Source organism: Jeotgalibacillus sp. ET6 (assembly GCF_029667115.1).
Taxonomy (GTDB): Bacteria; Bacillota; Bacilli; order Bacillales; family Jeotgalibacillaceae; genus Jeotgalibacillus.
The window spans coordinates 13,916-30,171 of the sequence record NZ_JARUIU010000007.1; the positions used below are offsets into that span (position 1 = coordinate 13,916).

Below are 16,256 nucleotides of genomic sequence, written 5' to 3' on the forward strand. Positions count from 1 at the left end.
AAGTAGGCATTGTTGCTTTTAAAAGCATATTTGTTATTCAGAGTAATTTTAGATTATAGACAGATATTATTATAAAGGATGGGAAACAACGTATGGCATATAAAAATGCAACTGCGCTATTAGAAGAAAATAAAAATATCGATGAGCTAGTGAAGTATGATTTTAAACATGAAAGAGGCATTTACAAAAAGGAAGAAAATATCGATTTATGGCTAGAGTATAGAAATGAAGGAAAAAAGTGGGACTGCGACGGAAGTGGAAATAATGGTACAAGGACATGTGAATTAACACGTGATATTTACAAGGTGCTATGGGAATGGAATAGCGACAAAGAAAATAGATATAAAAGCACATGCTATTTTAGAGCTATGCTGATGGGGCCAGATACGATGAATTCATTTTTTAATGTAATTACGCAAGTCATTCAAGTTGTAAATCTAAATGGAAAGATAGAATACTTTAAACAGATTAAAGGAAAAAGGCATTGGAGTAAGCTAGATACTCGCCAAGAAGAATTTTTAAACTTAGTTAAATATGTACTAGAAAACAACGAGATTGGACCTTTACTTAAAGAATATGTGAGATTAACTCACACGATTGGTAATTTTATATTAGTACCGAAAGGATTTAATGGCAGAAGAGCTATTAAAACTTCTGACTATTGGGATTTAAGCCTTCAGCTTATGCAATTAGATAAGACTTGGCTTCAAGGTGAGTCTTTCAAAAAATATGTGAATACCTTTTTCTTATGGGATTATGTTGATGAAAAATATGAAGTCAAGTCTTTCTTTTCGGGTCATAGTTTACAAAATAAAAAGCCTGCTACAATTAATGAATGTGTTGAAATGCTTAAAACAATTACGAGTGCAATTGAGCGTAGAGGATATTTTATGATAGCAATGTTAAGAGCTGCTATAGAAGATCCTAAGCAATACAAAGAAATTATGAAGCAAATTATTAACTTAGATAAGTCAAATATGGAAAGCGCAGTACAAATTATTAGAAGAGAGATAAATCAAGATGAAAAAATCCTCGCTGTCTTAAATAAAATTTATACAAAGAAAGAGATACAAGTATAATTGCCTTCCAAAATGAGAAAAAATTAGCGCTTGCTTCCTGGTTGATATCAGTTTTTAAATCCTGACCTGTATCGCCGAATTCATTTTCCTTCACTATCGAATAAATGAAGACGTCAGTTTAATTTTACACTTCTGCAGTAAAGATCCACCACCGATTTTCCCTCCGATATCTTTCCTCCTCTTTTTCACCGTGTATAGTCTTCAAACGATGTGATCCTCTTTTGTTGCTTTAGATTTCTCCTCTATAACCTCCGCTCTTTAACCTCCCCTCCAAAACCCTATCGAGCAAAAAGTGTGGTTTACATTATTCATCAAGTTTTCCACTTGCACTAGAAATATCGATAACATGACATACTAATGTCAAGTTAAAGAATTTACAATAAGTAAGAGGTGATAGCATGCAGAAAAGCAGGCTGTTTTATATTGTTTATATTTTGCTTGAAAAAGGATCTGTCACGGCTTCAGAATTAGCGGAGCATTTTGAAGTTTCAACACGAACTATCTATCGGGATGTCGAGGCATTGAGTCAGGCGGGAGTTCCGATCTATGCAAAACAGGGAAAAGGAGGGGGCATCCATTTAGTTGACCGGTTTACGCTAAATAAGGTACTGCTTTCTGATAAGGAGCAGGACGAAATCCTTCTTGCTTTACAAAGCTTATCTGCTGTTCGGTTTCCGGATCTGGATCACGTGCAGTCTAAATTAAACAGTTTATTTGAGAAAAATCGTGTGGATTGGATCGAAGTGGATTTCTCACCGTGGGGGAGCGGGAAGTGGCAAAAAGAGATCTTTCATCAATTGAAACACGCCATCCTCAACCAGCAGTCCATCACATTTGACTATTATGGAAGTGATGGAGAAAAAAGCAGCCGGAAGGTCGCTCCAATCAAAATTCTATTTAAAGATAAGTCCTGGTATGTCCAAGGGCATTGCTTTGACCGTAATGCGTTAAGAACATTTAAACTTACACGTATGGCCGATCTATCGATTACAGATAAGTCTCCACTCTATGAATACCCGGAAAATCTAATCGCTGCAGCAGACTCAAAAGAAATCGAGACCAATAAAATCTCACTTAAGCTGAAAATAGCGGGTGAAGGAGCTTACCGCGTATACGATGATTTTAATGCAGACGAGATAACTTTGGAGGGGGATGGATCTTATAGGATTAATGCCAATTTGCCAGGTGGTGAATGGTTGTTTAATTTCCTTCTTTCATATGGCAGTTTGCTTGAAGTGATGGAACCAAAACCGATCCGCTCTGAGTTGGCGAGACGGATTAAGAAGATGGCTGAAAACTATTTTTAGCTAACTTGACACATTGTTGTCAGGTTAAGTCCTTTACACTAGCAGTAGCAAGTCAGCTTACTCATGTTAAGGAGGAAATCATTTTGGATATCAAACAACTCCCACAAATCATTCAACAGTTTATTGCCGCTTCAAACAAACCTGATCCAAAGGCATTTCTTGATTGCTTCGCAGATGAAGCCATCGTTGTAGATGAAAGACAAGAACGCGTGGGCAAGCCCGCGATAAAAAAATGGAGTGAAGACTTTCACTTTGGAGCAAATGTAAAGCTTGATCCCATTACAGCCCAACAAAACGATGAGGAAATAATCGTCACCTTTAAGCTCTCTGGTGATTATGACAAAACAGGGTTGCCGGATCCATTGCTCCTGGATTTTCATTTTCAACTTCATGATGACACGATAAAAAGCCTTTTGATCAATTAAATAGCAAGGAGGGAAAGCATGATAGTAAACAATGTACTACTGAAGTTAAATGACCGAGATAAAATCAACCAAACTAAAAACATTCTTCTACGTATGAAAAACGAGATAAAGTATTTGCTTACCATACAGGTAGAGCTAAATACTCGTTCCGGAGAAGATGATTATGATTTGCTATTTATCACTACTTTTAAAACGCACGAAGAGATGGAAAAATACCTTTCCCATCCAAAGCATATAGAAGCTGCCGAGTTTATTTCAAGTGTGCTGGATTCGCAGGCATCTGTTTGTTATGAGACATAGGAAGGAGTGGGCGAGTTGACTGCATGTTTATGGCCAGGCGATAACCAGCGTATGAAAGAGTACCATGATAGGGAATGGTGCATCCCAAACAAGGATGATCGATACATTTTTGAAATGCTCACTCTTGAAGGGGCTCAATCAGGATTGTCCTGGGATATTGTACTATCGAAACGGGAAAGTTATAAAAAAGCATTTCATAACTTTGATATCAGCTTCTGTGCGGAATTGACCGAAAGTGAACTGGAAGGAATAAAAGAAGAGCATCAAGTAATCAAACATATGGCTAAAATCCGATCCGTTCAACATAATGCCATCCAAACGTTAAAAATACAAAAAGAATTTGGAAGTCTATCCAATTTTCTTTGGGAATATGTGCACTTCACCCCCATCATCCACAACAGAAGCGCCGATGAGGATATTCCATCCCAAACTGATGTATCCATTCAATTAAGTAAAGACCTTAAAAAACGCGGCTTCAAGTTTGTTGGTCCTGTCACAGTCTATTCTTTTATGCAGGCTATCGGAATGGTTGATGACCATATTAACTCCTGCCCTTTTCATACTAGTCATAGGACAAGCTAGGGGAGGTTATAAAAGTTGAAGGAAACAGAAGTAAATGTAGCTTGGAAGCATGGAAAAGAAGGAAAAAACGACCGATCAAAAAGCCTGAGACATATTTGTCTCAGGCTCATTCAAATTAATCTTCCTTCTACTTTCTATGAAGTTCAAATCCAATTTTATTAAGTGCACTTTCAACAGTGGATTCAATTTGAAATTGATTTACATCTACATGTGAACGAATCGCTTGCATAGCTGTTTCCGGGCGAAGGCCTGTCAGGATTGGAATAATTCCCACCAAATCCAATAAATCTACGATTCGCATGAGATACGTGACGACTTCATCATTCATTCGGGTGATGCCGGATAAATCAATGAGGATCGTATCCAGGGACAATTGCTGACTCTTGAGCAAGGTCAGCTCTGTAATCCTTTCTACTCTATTTAAATCGATATTCCCTATGATAGGTAAAATGGCTACTCCCTTTGTGATCGGCACGAGTGGTGCAGACAAATCTTCTATCTGCTTAGTAGCCTCATCTAATTCTAAAACATAGGAAAGTAAAGAACTCATGGTTTGAAACAATCGTTTATCACGTTCGGATAAATCAAAATAATTAGTATCCAGACCGCAAATCGTACCGTAATTTCTGCCGTCTTCATAATAGATCGGTACGCCGACAAAGCTTCCTCTTCCAAATGTCTCCGTCACGTTCAGCTCTTTGGATTGCTCATTTTGAGTAATATCAGGAATAAGGAGCACCCCTTTTCCATGATCCACACTCAGCTTACAAAAGGTATCCTTAAAAGGAGAGCTGTCCCCTTCGTTTAACAATGTTTCATTTTTATTTACCACTTTAACAATTTCATTGGTACTGCTATCATTTTTCGCAATAAATAATGTGTTAATATCCAAAAGTTCGCTGATGGTATGCAGGATACTTTCAGCAGCTTCATCGAAGTTTTTAAACCTGTGGAGGGCGAGGCGATTATAATCAGATGGTGAATTCATCTTTAACTTCCTTTCAAAATAGGTCATTTACTTCATTGAAGACACTGTTACAAAAGAATTATAAACAGAAAGATCAAATTAGATAGATGTAATTATATCAGACATTTATGGCTAAATAAAATGTACTATAGTAATGGAGTGGCCTTATTCTGGGTTTCCTCATTGAATTTCCCCATTATTTTGCTTCGTATAAAGATCAAAAAAGAGCGCTTTTTTCCTTAATTATCTTAAACCATTAGTATTAGTAAACTCTTAAAGTAAGGGTGAATAAAAATTTGGGTCGAACTATAAGTTTCTCCCGCATGATGAATTGGCTTATTAGATAATAAAAAGGATGGTGTAACGATGCAAAAGTATATCAACTATTTAAAAGAAAACTTCTTAACTCCGGAGCAGTATATCCTAAGGAAGTTTAATGATCATGAAGTAATTTTATTAGGAGAAGACCACGCTGTAAAAGACACACTTAATATGGTCATTACCCTTATTCCCTTATTATATCACTCTGGCGTGTATAACCTCGGGATGGAGTTTGGGGCGAGTGAAGATCAGGCTGACTTAGACAGGCTGATTACCAGCGAAGAATATGACGAGACACAAGCAAGAAACTTGTTGTTTACCTACAATGTTAAATGGGCTTATAAAGAATACGCCGAAATCTATAAAGCTGTCTGGAAATTGAACAAGTCCCTGCCAAAGGACGCAAAAAAATTCAGGATAGTAAACCTGAGCTACATTTATAATTGGGAAGGTTTTTCGGGTATGAGAACGCCTATTAGCTTAAGGAAGGTATTTCATAAAGGAAACATCGCTGCCTTCAGGGCCGATCTTGTTGAAAAAGAAATTTTGGCCAAGTCTGAAAAGCTCTTTGTATTAACTGGAACACCACACGCCTTTACAAAACTCAAGAATCCTGTCCTTGATTATAATGCGGACCAGTTCTACATTCTCCAGGGAGACGGGTTTGGCAACCGATTATATGAAAAATTCGGCTCTAAAATATGTACTATTCTGATGCATCAGCCCGCTGTAAATATCGACACGCTGCTTCCAGATACCACAGGGGGAATGCAAACGATCGAAGCAGTTATGGAGAGCGTACATAATAAACCCGGCGGCTTTGATCTGGAGAACACGGCCATGGGCGATATCCCCGATGTCAACTACCATCCTGTCCCTTATAAAAATTTCACCCTCAAGGAAGTGTCCGATGGCTACATCTTTTTAAAGCCGATAAGGCAACAGCAGGGCTGCACGGTAGACTATGAATACTTAGAGGGGAAGACCTTCGAAGAAGTCCAAAAAAATTGGCCTGATAAAGATTGGATTCCTGTTCCGCAAAATGAAAAGGAGTATTGGCAGGAGGTTGAGGGGTATGTGGATTTAAGGAAGAGATACTTTAGAGAGTAAATATTTAACATTAAAGGGGAAGAAAAGAAGAACAGCTGTAAAAATTAGAATATAGGAGATTGCGATGATATCAAATGAAAAGTATGTGGATGAACTTGTGAAAGTATATACCCAGCATATTGAAATGGAGTATGCTGACTGGTCTAAAAACTATATGAGGAACCAATTTGAATTTCTAGGGATTCGAACACCCTTACGGCGAAAACTTACGAAAGAGTTTGTAAAAGAATTTGGTGTGCCCGCAAAAGAAAATCTGGAATCTATCATCCTTCTTTTATGGGAACGGTCAGAAAGAGAGTATCAAAAAGCAGCGCTCGATCTGTTAATAAAAGTAAAAGAAGAACTTACCCCTGAGGATATGCCCTGGTTGAGTTCTTTGATCGTTAAGAAGTCATGGTGGGATACGGTGGATGTGATTTCCCCTCATATAATGGGACATATGTTTACAGCCTATCCAGCACTAATCTCACAATATGCAGATCAATGGATTTTAGATGAGAATATTTGGCTGCAACGATCAGCGCTGCTCTATCAGCTTTATTATAAAAATAGAACGGATGAAAAGCGTTTATTTCAATACATTGTGAAAAGGGCTGACAGTGAAGAATTTTTTGTTCAAAAAGCGATCGGGTGGGTATTGAGGGAATACGCGAAAACAAATCCTTCAGCTGTGAAAGAGTTTGTTTCCTTAAATGAGTTGAAGCCGCTAAGCAGGCGGGAAGCGTTGAAGAATTTGAGTTAATGATAGCTTAAGCAAACAGGTAGAATTTCACCGTTTCAGCCAACTGTCGAGAAACTTACAATCTAACTCTACTTGTGTGCTTTGATTGAAATGTTAATGCCTCATGTTATATGACTGTCTTACTTGGATTGAAATCAGTAAAACCATCTCAGCACCGTATGTTCCTATGTCGCGCTTTATCTGAGTGCGCGATTCTGCTTTTTAAAGAGTATACATAAAAAATCCCCTGTCCTAAGAAAAATGCTGAGCTATCTCTGTTAAAGAGAGAAAGAAATTCAGCATCCAGGACAGGGGATTTTCCTATTCAATTATATTTACTGCATCGACATCCGAATCACCTTCTTATTGTGCAGCACCGACAAAATACCAAAGATGAAATATAGCGCAGCAATTGAAAGCTGTTCTGAAGCTCCTGACAGAAGGTTCTGCTGCTGTAATACAATATATTTATTTTTCCATAAAATGCTATAGTAAATGAAAGGAATATTTAGTAGGAGGGTATTATGATTTTTAACTACAAGAAAATTCTACTTTTAATTATAAGTGTTTTAATTTTAGGTGGCTGCCAAATGTCTGTTGGTCATAACCAGGAGGAAATAGTTAAACCAAGTGAAATGAATGCAGAAGAATTGCCGGAAAATGAAACGTTTGAGGATGAATTTACGCGGGGATTTATGAAATCAACAGAGAAGGTAGAGGGCGGACTTTATGAGTTTACGTCAGGTACGGATTTGTATGAGATGTCCATTCCAGAAGGAACTGTGATTGACCAGAAGCTTTATGAGGTAGATTCTGATAAAAAATCCGAGTATTTTTTGTCCACTATCTCCAATGAAAATAAATCAGTCACACAATTTAGAGTCACTTTTGTGGATTTTAATAAACAGGAATCAATAGAAAAAAATCTTAACAGATTACAATCAGGCAAAGAAAATGAATTAGTGTTTGAAGAAGTAGAATCTGATGAAACCCTTGTTTATATCGCTCCTTTACCGTATACAGAAGATGAAGGCTATGGGGAAACATTCGGTTACACGGTCTTTGTCCAAAATACGAACGGGACAGGAAGTGTCGATCTAATCTATGACACCTTTTGCAGTGAGGAAAATAAAAATGACTGCAGTTATGAAAGTATGAAAGAAGGAGAAAGAGAAAAAATTTTAGAGATTGCATCCTCCGTTACCTTTAAAAAGAGTGATGAAAATACATGACATTGATGCTTAGCTAGATTTCGTTTAACTCGGCTGATCTTTCTAGCCAATGGGAGAATACATATGAGGTGGAATACATGTTAGTAAACAAAAGAACCGTATTGTTGGTGATGGTTAGTGTCCTACTATCAGGAGGCTGCCAAATGGCTGCTGATACTCCTGATGAAAAAAAGGTAAGGCCCAGTGAAACCAGTGCTGAAGATTTACCTGACGTTCCAGTTTTCCAGGATGAGTTTACCCGGGGGTTTATGAAGTCTTTGGAGGAAGCTGAACCGGGGTTTTACGTTTTTGAATCTGGTACAAAGGCATATGAGCTTTGGCTGCCGGAAGAAACGATTATTGAAGAAAAATCTTATTCACTAGAAGCTGAAGGTGAGTTTGAAACATTCCTCGCTACTATTGAACATTCCAATAAGTCTATCACTCAGCTGCATGCAACATTCGTGAATTATAGTGAACCGAATTTGGTAGATCGAAATCTGGATAATATAAATTTAAAGAGTAAGAAAGAATTAGATTTTGAAAAAATTAATTCAAAAGGACAAACCATTTATCTAGCCGAGCTGGAACGTACCCATGACGAAGAATATGGTGAAAGATTCGGGTATATTGCGTTTGTTCAAAGCCCTGAAGGAGTGGGGAGTTTGGAGTTACTTTATGATTCGTTTTGTAGTGAAGAAAATACCAATGATTGTGGTCAAAAATTAACAGGAGAAAAACAGAAACAAAACATATTAATAATATCATCATCAATTAAGTTTAAAGGAAATGATGAAAATGAGTGAAGATGGATGGGAGTTAAGAAATTAAAGGACTCTGAAGATGGGCTAAATTGATATCCATTTCTACTTTAAAATAATCTGGAGAATATATATTAGGAGGGAAACATGATAGTAAACAAAAGAACCGTGTTGCTGGTGTTGGTTAGTGTCCTACTATCAGGAGGCTGCCAAAAGGCTGCTGGCAATCCTGATGAGGAAAAGGTGAGACCCAGTGAAATGAGTGCTGAAGATTTACCTGACGTTCCAGTTTTTCAAGATGAGTTTACCCGTGGATTTATCAACGCCGCAGAGAAAAATCAAGATGGCTTATATCAATTTGAGTCAGGAACTGATTTGTACAACATGTTAGTTCCCCCAGAATTTGTGATGGATAAACAATTGTATGAATCTGATGATACGTCTGAGCATTTCCTGGCAAGTTTTGAAAACCAAAATGAATCTTTTTCACAACTACAAGTTACCTTTGTTGATTTTAACAATGAAGACTCAATAGATTTAAATTTAGATCGATTAAACTCCAGGTCTGAATATGACTTGGAATATGAAGAAATTATAGCTGAAGAAAAAAATATCTATTTAGCCCCTCTTGAAATTACTAATGAAGAGGAGTATGGGGAAACGATAGGATTTAGTGTTTTTATTCAAAACACTAAAGGGACAGGAAGCATAGATCTACTTTATACCACGTTTTGTCGCCAAGACATTTCCTTTGAATGTAAACCACAAGTAGAAAAAGAAAAGATCGTAAAACTTTCATTATCTGTTGACTTTAAAAATGACGGTAGTAACGAATGAAGAAAATGCGTAGATTATGGATTAAACAAGAAATTAGATAGTGAAGCGGCAATTAATCTATTAAAAGGAGGCTGTCATGTTAACTAAAAAGACGATCATGTTATTTGTGTTTGTACCAGTTTTATTCTCAGGAGGCTGCCAAATGGCTAATGGTAATAACCAGGAAGAAACAGTTAAACCTAGTGAAATGAATGCAGAAGATTTTCCTGAAAATGACACCTTTCAAGATGAATACACTAGAACATTTATGAAATCTATTGAAGAAGTAGATAGTGGCTATTATGAGTTTCGTTCAGGTACAAATTTGTACGAGATGTGGCTGCCAGTACATTCAACTCTTGATGAGAGACTTTATTCTTTAGAAGCACAAGAGAATTTTGAACAGTTCTTAGGAAATATAGAGAATGATAACGAGTCTTTTTCCCAGCTGCAGGTTACATTTGATCATCATAATACAATAGATTCAGTCGAGAGAAATCTAGAATTCTTAAAGTCGAGTATCGACAAAGAACTTGAATTTGAAGAAGTTAGTTCTGATAATAAAGCCATCTTCATTGCTCCTTTAGAGTATTTAGAGGAAGAAGGGTATGGAGAGACAATGGGCTATGCTGCGTTAGTCCAAAATGAAGAGGGGAATGGGAGTTTAGAGTTAGTTTATACAACTTTTTGTAGTGAAGAAAAGAAAATTAACTGCAAAGCAATTGTTGATGCAGAAAAAGAAAAAGTAATTAAGATTACATCTTCAGTTAGCTTTAAAAGGAGTGATGAAAATATATGATTTTGAAGAAATGAATTAAATTTTCCGGAAACATTTTCCATCAGTTCTCTATCATTTGTTGAATAGCTAGATTGTAGTCTTTTTTCCATTAAATGCTATAATAAAGTGGAATAATATATTGAAGGAGGCAAACATGTTATTTAACAAAAAAATAATGTTATTCGTGTTTGTAAGTGTTCTAATTTCAGGAGGTTGCCAAATGGCTAATGGTAATAATCAAGAAGAGCAGCTAAAACCCAGTGAAATGAGTGTCGAAGATTTACCAGATGTCCGTGCTTTTCAAGATGAGTTTACTCGGAGTTTTATGAAATCTACTGAAGAAGTGGCTGATAATCTATACCCATTTGAGTCTGGTACTGGTTTATATGAGATGTGGATACCGGGGGGGACGGTAATCAGTAAAAATAGTTATACATTGGAGTCAGAGGAAACATTCGAAAGTTTTCTTACAGGAATAGAAAATAACAACGGATCGGAATCAAGTTTACAAATGACTTTCAATAACTTTGACAAAATCGAATTTGTTGAAGAGTATCTTGATAGTGTAAAGAATCAAGCAGATGAAGACATTGTTTTTGAAAAGACTGAAGACAGTAATAAAGATATATATATGGGTAAGTTAGAGTCTTCAAGTGATAATAGTTTTGGAGAAACAATGAGCTATGCCATTTTCATACAAAATAAATCAGGAGATGGAAGTGCGCAAATTTTTTATACTACCAGCTGTTCGGAAGGCAGTGATGTGGAGTGTACAGAGCTAGTTGATGATGAGGAAAATAAATTAACAAAAATTGCAGCTTCTTTTAATTTTTTAAATACCAATTCAAAAGAGGAAGATAAAGATGAACAATGAAGTGTTGTTTAGTGAATCCTTGAGACTTCGAATTATAGAATTGGAATACAAAAATTTAGACGAAGAGAACTTTATTAAAGAGGTTAAAAGAATTTATTTAGAAGAAACTGGGGAATCATTGGAGCTTGAAATTAATTATTTATCATCTAATGATGCAAAGAGGTTAGAAGGTGATAAATCAGGTTATGATGGCACTGCAATACATTTTTATTCTGAAAAACAAAATATAGATCAGATATATATTATTTCCCAAGGAAGTACCGATAGAACTGATTGGAACTATAATGTCGGTTCTATATTTGCTGGAACCAGGGCAACTCAAAGTCAAAGTATATATAGATTTAAGGAAGAAGCCTTAGAAAATTTTAAAACAGATTCAAAATCTCAGTCAACGACTACGATAATTGGTCTTTCCCACTCATTAGGACACAATAATAATATTATAGCCCAATTATCTGAGGACGTTTTTGATAAATTGTATGGAGTGAACGGTGCACAACCGACTATTTATCAATTATTTGAAACGGATATAAATTTTCGAGAAGCTTTAATAAAAAGATTTAAAATTAATAGAAGTGATCCTGATAGTATATATGGTTTACCACCCGACGAACTAAAAGCATTTGGAGAAGACTATTATAAAGACAAAGCCCAAAATATCCATCAAACATTGTCAGTTGATGATCTTCTATTTGCACTAGCAGGAACAAGAGGCTTTGTCATGCTGGGCAACGTAGAGATGGTAGACACAAACCCGGAACTCTCGGGATTGCGTGACATGATGGATAAAGTACCGGATGAAATTATTGCTGATTTTCAACAGTTGGCTATACAGTATGCTGACGCCTCTGAAAAAGGCGACAGTGATGAGGTAATTAAAGAACTTACAGGTATTGATATGAAATTGGTGGATAAGTATAGAGATGGCGGGGTTTTGGGTTTTAATTTTGTTTTTGCCTCTAATATGAAAGAGACGGAAAATATGATCCAAGATGTTAAAACGAAGCTGCCAGAACTCCTTAGACTTGTGCGGCATATTTCAGATAATGGAGAAATTATTGTAAATGAGTTAGCTGCAAATGGGTACATCTCTGAAAGTGAGAAGACGACTTTACTAAATGAGATTGAGTCAGTGAGATCTAATTTGGAAACCATTCTATCAAATGAATTTTCTGTTACCAAAATAGGTGATATCATTTCTGCCGCTTCAAGCCTCTCCAATAGTCCGGATGTATTTAAAAAGATTCTTGGTCCTTTGCTTAAAGAGATCGTACATAGTCACAGTATTGAAGAAATGTTAAATACACTTGGAAAAGAAAATGGACGAATGTATTTGGGGAACGACATGATTGCAGTAGGGCAGCAGGATGGTCAGGAAGTACATGTAAATATCTCTGAAGCCATTCGGATGTATCAAGAAGGCCAGGCCTTGCTTGAAGAAAAGCGGGGGGCTATTTTTGTTATCATGCGCACCTATCAGAATGGCCTTGTAGAAGCTTTTGATACGGAAAAAACAAAGGTTGTTACGATTATTAATGATATTGAACATAACCCTCAAGCCTATTCAGCATCCATATTTAGAAAGTACGTTTATTCCGCAAGGGGTCAGAAGACTGTAACTAAAATAGAGGTTCATGATTCCCTAACACCACTTACTGGGATTTCATTTGACCCGATTTGGGAACAGTTAACGACTGCGATTCAGCGGACAGAAGATTTTCTTACTTCAACTCGTGAAGCAATTGAGCAGATCTTTCAAAAGGATGAAATTATCGCTTCATTATTCAATTATCACTTTGCGGAAGGAGTAGAAGAAAGTGGCCACAGAGGAGTCTATTAACGTTACTCATCAAATTGTTGATAGTGAAGAACATCTATATAGAAAACAATATTTTCAATCTTCACTCGATCGAATTGCAGATGTGGACGAACAAGTTTACAAGCTAATCAAGAAATTTGGTTCAGAAGGCGGCAGCAAAGGCAAATTAATTGAGTCTATGGAAGAAAAAGCAGACCAGCAATTTATTCGAAATAAGGCGGTATTGGAAGAAGCAGATGATACGATCGACCAAGCAATAAAATCATTTGATGAACAAGTAGATGCAATGAAAACACAAAACATGACGATTTACTATAAAGATCGAGGCGGTTCTGCTTTTTAAAGTGAGTGAACATAAAAAATCCCCTGTCCTACTAATAACAATGCTGAATATTCTACTCACAGCATCCAGGACAGGGGATTTTCCTATTCAATTGTATTTACTGCAGCGACATCCGAATCACTTTCTTATAATGCAGCACCGACAAAATCCCAAAGATGGAATACAGTGCAGCATACAACACCATCACGATGATCATCGGCGTCCACAGCTCGGTTCCGAAGAAGAACCAGCCGGATTGGACGGCGAAATAGCTGTGCAGGAGACCGACGATAAGCGGGATTCCAAAGTTGAACAGCTGCTTTTGGAGGATTCCCTGCAAAAGGTCTTTTTGAGTGAAGCCGAGTTTTCGCAGGATCTTGTAGCTTGGCTGTTCCTCGTCTCCTTCTTCAACCTGTTTAAAGTAGAGAATGCAGCCTGATGTGATTAGGAAGGTGAGGCCGAGAAATCCGACGATGAACATGATAAAGCCCATATTCATTTTTTGCTGGAGCTCTGCTGCGTATTGAGAATTGCTTCCAGGCTCATCGCTGAATGGCATGCCGCTAAACAGTTCATTCGCGTTTTCCACAGTGTCACTGTCCTCCAGGGTAAAGCCAATATAGAGAGAGGACTCTTCCTGGATTTCTTCGTTCCTATCTTTAGAAAGCGCGGCAAAAACAGCTTCGTCCACGATGGCTGCAGGCACTCCGCCAGCGAAATAAAATGGCAGAACGCTTTCATCAATTAGTCCGGCATACTCTTTGGTAACAGCAGTGGTGGCGCCATGTAAGATGAGTGTTCCTTCATCCTGCAAATTTAAAAGGGCCTGCAGGGCATCGTTTGAGCCGGAAAATAAGATTTCATCCTCGTTTACTTCAATATCCTCCACTTGCCTCTCACTAATGACAGCCATGATCATTTTGCCGTCTTCAAAGTTAAAATTATCTAGTTCCGTCCCGAGAATATCTTCAATCCCGACTTCCGCCTGAATGACGTCGATTTGTTTTTCACTGTACGCAATGCCGTTTTCATCTAATATCTCACCAAACACTGCTGCATCTTCTTCTGAGACAAAGGTGAAATCATCAGGCGCAGCGCTTTGAGCTGTTTTTCCAGCAGAGTAATAGGAGATATAGCTTAACGACAGCAGGCCGATCGCAAGTGCGGACACCGTGGTAATAATGGTTAGGAGCATGGCATTGGATTTCATCCGGAACATGATCGAGGAAAGCGACATGACCTGGTTGATGTTTAAGTAGCCGCCTTTCTTTTTCCGAATTAGGTTGGCCATAAAGCTGACAGACCCTTTATAGAAGAAATACGTTCCAAGAATCACGCTTCCCAGGATAAAGACCATTACAGCAAACAATTGAGTCATCGATACAAATTCCCCATCAAAAAGCCGTGATGATACATAGTAACCCGCGGCAATAAGGAGGATCCCAAGCAGTCCGATCAAAATTTCAATGATGGAAATCTTTTTGACCCGGCTTTCGGTTTTGCTTTTTACATGAAAGAGGGACAAGATGCTTTGGCGTTTGATAAATAAGTAGTTCATCGCCATGATCAAAAGATAGACGGCACTGAAGACAAGCAGCGTCTGGATAAAAGCCTGACTGGAGAAATAGAGATTTGCTGTATCCTCCACGCCCGTTAGTTTAAATAAGGTCATGGCCACTAATTTTGATATAGCAAAGCCGATAAATGTACCAACGATCAGTGAACTGTAATAAAGCAGCAAATTTTCAGCACTCAGAATGGCAAATATCCGGTTCTTTGTCATGCCGATTAGCTGAAATAACCCAATTTCTTTGCTTCTGCGTTTGATAAATAAATTATTCGCATACAGTAAAAATACCGAAACAATCCCGATCAAAAGCACAGAAGCGGCCCTAATGCCTGCTTCACCTCTTACGGAACCGGACGCATCATCCATAGATGGATCATATTGCAGCGTGACGAAGGCAAAATAAAGAGCGGCACTGAAGATCAGCGCAAATACATATAAGTAATAGCTTTTAAGATTCTTTTGAAAGCTGCGGAAAATCAGCTGATTAATGCTCATCGTGCACACCACCCAGTACGCCCTGTGTTTTCATGATATCTTTTAAGAAGGTATTGCGGCTTTCTTCGCCTTTGTTGAGCTGTGTATAAATCTGCCCGTCTTTAATGAAAATCACCCGGCTGCTGTAACTTGCGGCAACAGGGTCATGGCTGACCATTACAATGGTGGCCAGGCGTTTTTCGTTTAAATGAGTCAGCTTGGCAAGCAAATCAGATGCTGCTTTTGAATCAAGCGCACCTGTAGGTTCATCTGCAAAAATAATGCTTGGTTCATGGATGAAGGCTCTTGCTGCAGAGGTCCGCTGCTTTTGGCCGCCTGATATTTCGTTCGGATATTTATTTGCAATGTCTTCAATGCCAAGATCCCGTGCAACTGTTTGAAATTTACTCTGCGCTTCTTTTTTAGACGTACTTGTGATGGAGAGGGGCAGCAGGATATTTTCTTTTACGGTCAGCGTATCGAGCAGATTATAATCCTGAAAGATAAAGCCTAAATGATGCTTTCTGAACTGGGCAAGCTTCTTTTCTCTGCTTTTGGTCAGGTCCTCCTGCTCAATAATTAAGGAGCCGTGGCTTAAACGGTCAATTGTCGACAGTACATTTAAAAGGGTGGTTTTTCCTGAGCCGGATGCGCCCATGATCGTCACAAATTCCCCTTTTTGAATGCGGACATCAATTCCTTTTAACACTTCCTGCTTCGTGAATTTATTTCCATAGCTCTTATAAATTTTCTTCGCTTCTAATATAGTCATGGCGATTTCCTCCAAGTAATTAAGATACATTCATTGTATCGATTCCT

Annotated in this window: 17 protein-coding genes; 14 read left to right on the top strand and 3 right to left on the bottom strand. The window is 37.8% G+C overall.

The window, feature by feature from the left end:
* The first annotated feature begins 92 nt into the window (after window positions 1–92).
* From P6709_RS15315 to P6709_RS15335, 5 genes are all read left to right on the top strand, one after another.
* Window positions 93–1,079, top strand: coding sequence for a hypothetical protein (locus tag P6709_RS15315; protein ID WP_278241813.1), 987 nt, complete (start codon window positions 93–95; stop codon window positions 1,077–1,079).
* Window positions 1,080–1,477: 398 nt separating this feature from the next.
* Entirely contained in the window at window positions 1,478–2,386 is a 909-nt protein-coding gene (locus tag P6709_RS15320) for a helix-turn-helix transcriptional regulator (RefSeq protein ID WP_278241814.1), read from the top strand.
* 83 nt (window positions 2,387–2,469) lie between these two features.
* Complete coding sequence (locus P6709_RS15325) at window positions 2,470–2,811, top strand: nuclear transport factor 2 family protein (RefSeq protein ID WP_278241815.1); 342 nt, start codon at window positions 2,470–2,472, stop codon at window positions 2,809–2,811.
* Window positions 2,812–2,829: 18 nt separating this feature from the next.
* Window positions 2,830–3,111, top strand: coding sequence for a Dabb family protein (locus P6709_RS15330; RefSeq protein ID WP_278241816.1), 282 nt, complete (start codon window positions 2,830–2,832; stop codon window positions 3,109–3,111).
* 15 nt (window positions 3,112–3,126) lie between these two features.
* A complete protein-coding gene (locus tag P6709_RS15335) occupies window positions 3,127–3,693 on the top strand; it encodes a DNA-3-methyladenine glycosylase I (RefSeq protein ID WP_278241817.1) in 567 nt (188 codons plus the stop codon).
* A 127-nt stretch (window positions 3,694–3,820) separates the two neighbouring features.
* Here the strand turns inward: P6709_RS15335 and P6709_RS15340 are convergent, their stop codons facing one another.
* Window positions 3,821–4,681 carry a GAF domain-containing protein gene (locus P6709_RS15340; RefSeq protein WP_278241818.1) on the bottom strand — a complete coding sequence of 287 codons (861 nt, stop codon included), beginning with the start codon at window positions 4,679–4,681 and terminating at the stop codon, window positions 3,821–3,823.
* Between the two features lie 345 nt (window positions 4,682–5,026).
* Here P6709_RS15340 and P6709_RS15345 point away from each other — a divergent pair, with 345 nt between their 5' ends.
* From P6709_RS15345 to P6709_RS15385, 9 genes are all read left to right on the top strand, one after another.
* Window positions 5,027–6,091: a hypothetical protein gene (locus tag P6709_RS15345; RefSeq protein ID WP_278241819.1), complete on the top strand. Its 1,065-nt coding sequence runs from the start codon at window positions 5,027–5,029 to the stop codon at window positions 6,089–6,091.
* 64 nt (window positions 6,092–6,155) lie between these two features.
* Window positions 6,156–6,833 (top strand): DNA alkylation repair protein, encoded by a 678-nt coding sequence (locus tag P6709_RS15350; protein WP_278241820.1) that lies wholly within the window; start codon window positions 6,156–6,158, stop codon window positions 6,831–6,833.
* Window positions 6,834–7,402: 569 nt separating this feature from the next.
* On the top strand, window positions 7,403–8,044 hold the full coding sequence (locus P6709_RS15355; protein WP_278241821.1) for a hypothetical protein: 642 nt from the start codon (window positions 7,403–7,405) through the stop codon (window positions 8,042–8,044).
* A gap of 143 nt (window positions 8,045–8,187) precedes the next feature.
* Window positions 8,188–8,829, top strand: a complete 642-nt coding sequence (locus P6709_RS15360) for a hypothetical protein (protein ID WP_278241822.1) — start codon at window positions 8,188–8,190, stop codon at window positions 8,827–8,829.
* Window positions 8,830–8,931: 102 nt separating this feature from the next.
* Window positions 8,932–9,621, top strand: a complete 690-nt coding sequence (locus tag P6709_RS15365; RefSeq protein WP_278241823.1) for a hypothetical protein — start codon at window positions 8,932–8,934, stop codon at window positions 9,619–9,621.
* Between the two features lie 142 nt (window positions 9,622–9,763).
* Window positions 9,764–10,399: a hypothetical protein gene (locus P6709_RS15370; RefSeq protein WP_278241824.1), complete on the top strand. Its 636-nt coding sequence runs from the start codon at window positions 9,764–9,766 to the stop codon at window positions 10,397–10,399.
* 199 nt (window positions 10,400–10,598) lie between these two features.
* Window positions 10,599–11,252: a hypothetical protein gene (locus P6709_RS15375; protein WP_278241825.1), complete on the top strand. Its 654-nt coding sequence runs from the start codon at window positions 10,599–10,601 to the stop codon at window positions 11,250–11,252.
* Window positions 11,242–13,092: a DUF6792 domain-containing protein gene (locus P6709_RS15380; RefSeq protein ID WP_278241826.1), complete on the top strand. Its 1,851-nt coding sequence runs from the start codon at window positions 11,242–11,244 to the stop codon at window positions 13,090–13,092. The genes P6709_RS15375 and P6709_RS15380 overlap by 11 nt, the downstream gene beginning before the upstream one ends.
* A complete protein-coding gene (locus P6709_RS15385) occupies window positions 13,070–13,414 on the top strand; it encodes a hypothetical protein (RefSeq protein ID WP_278241827.1) in 345 nt (114 codons plus the stop codon). The genes P6709_RS15380 and P6709_RS15385 overlap by 23 nt, the downstream gene beginning before the upstream one ends.
* 97 nt (window positions 13,415–13,511) lie before the next feature.
* Here the strand turns inward: P6709_RS15385 and P6709_RS15390 are convergent, their stop codons facing one another.
* Together P6709_RS15390 and P6709_RS15395 are read right to left on the bottom strand one after the other, a co-directional pair.
* The gene (locus tag P6709_RS15390) at window positions 13,512–15,458 is read right to left on the bottom strand and encodes an ABC transporter permease (protein ID WP_278241828.1); all 1,947 of its coding nucleotides are present in this window, start codon (window positions 15,456–15,458) and stop codon (window positions 13,512–13,514) included.
* Window positions 15,448–16,209 (bottom strand): ABC transporter ATP-binding protein, encoded by a 762-nt coding sequence (locus tag P6709_RS15395; RefSeq protein WP_278241829.1) that lies wholly within the window; start codon window positions 16,207–16,209, stop codon window positions 15,448–15,450. Before P6709_RS15395 ends, P6709_RS15390 begins: the two co-directional genes overlap by 11 nt.
* Window positions 16,210–16,256 lie beyond the last annotated feature (47 nt).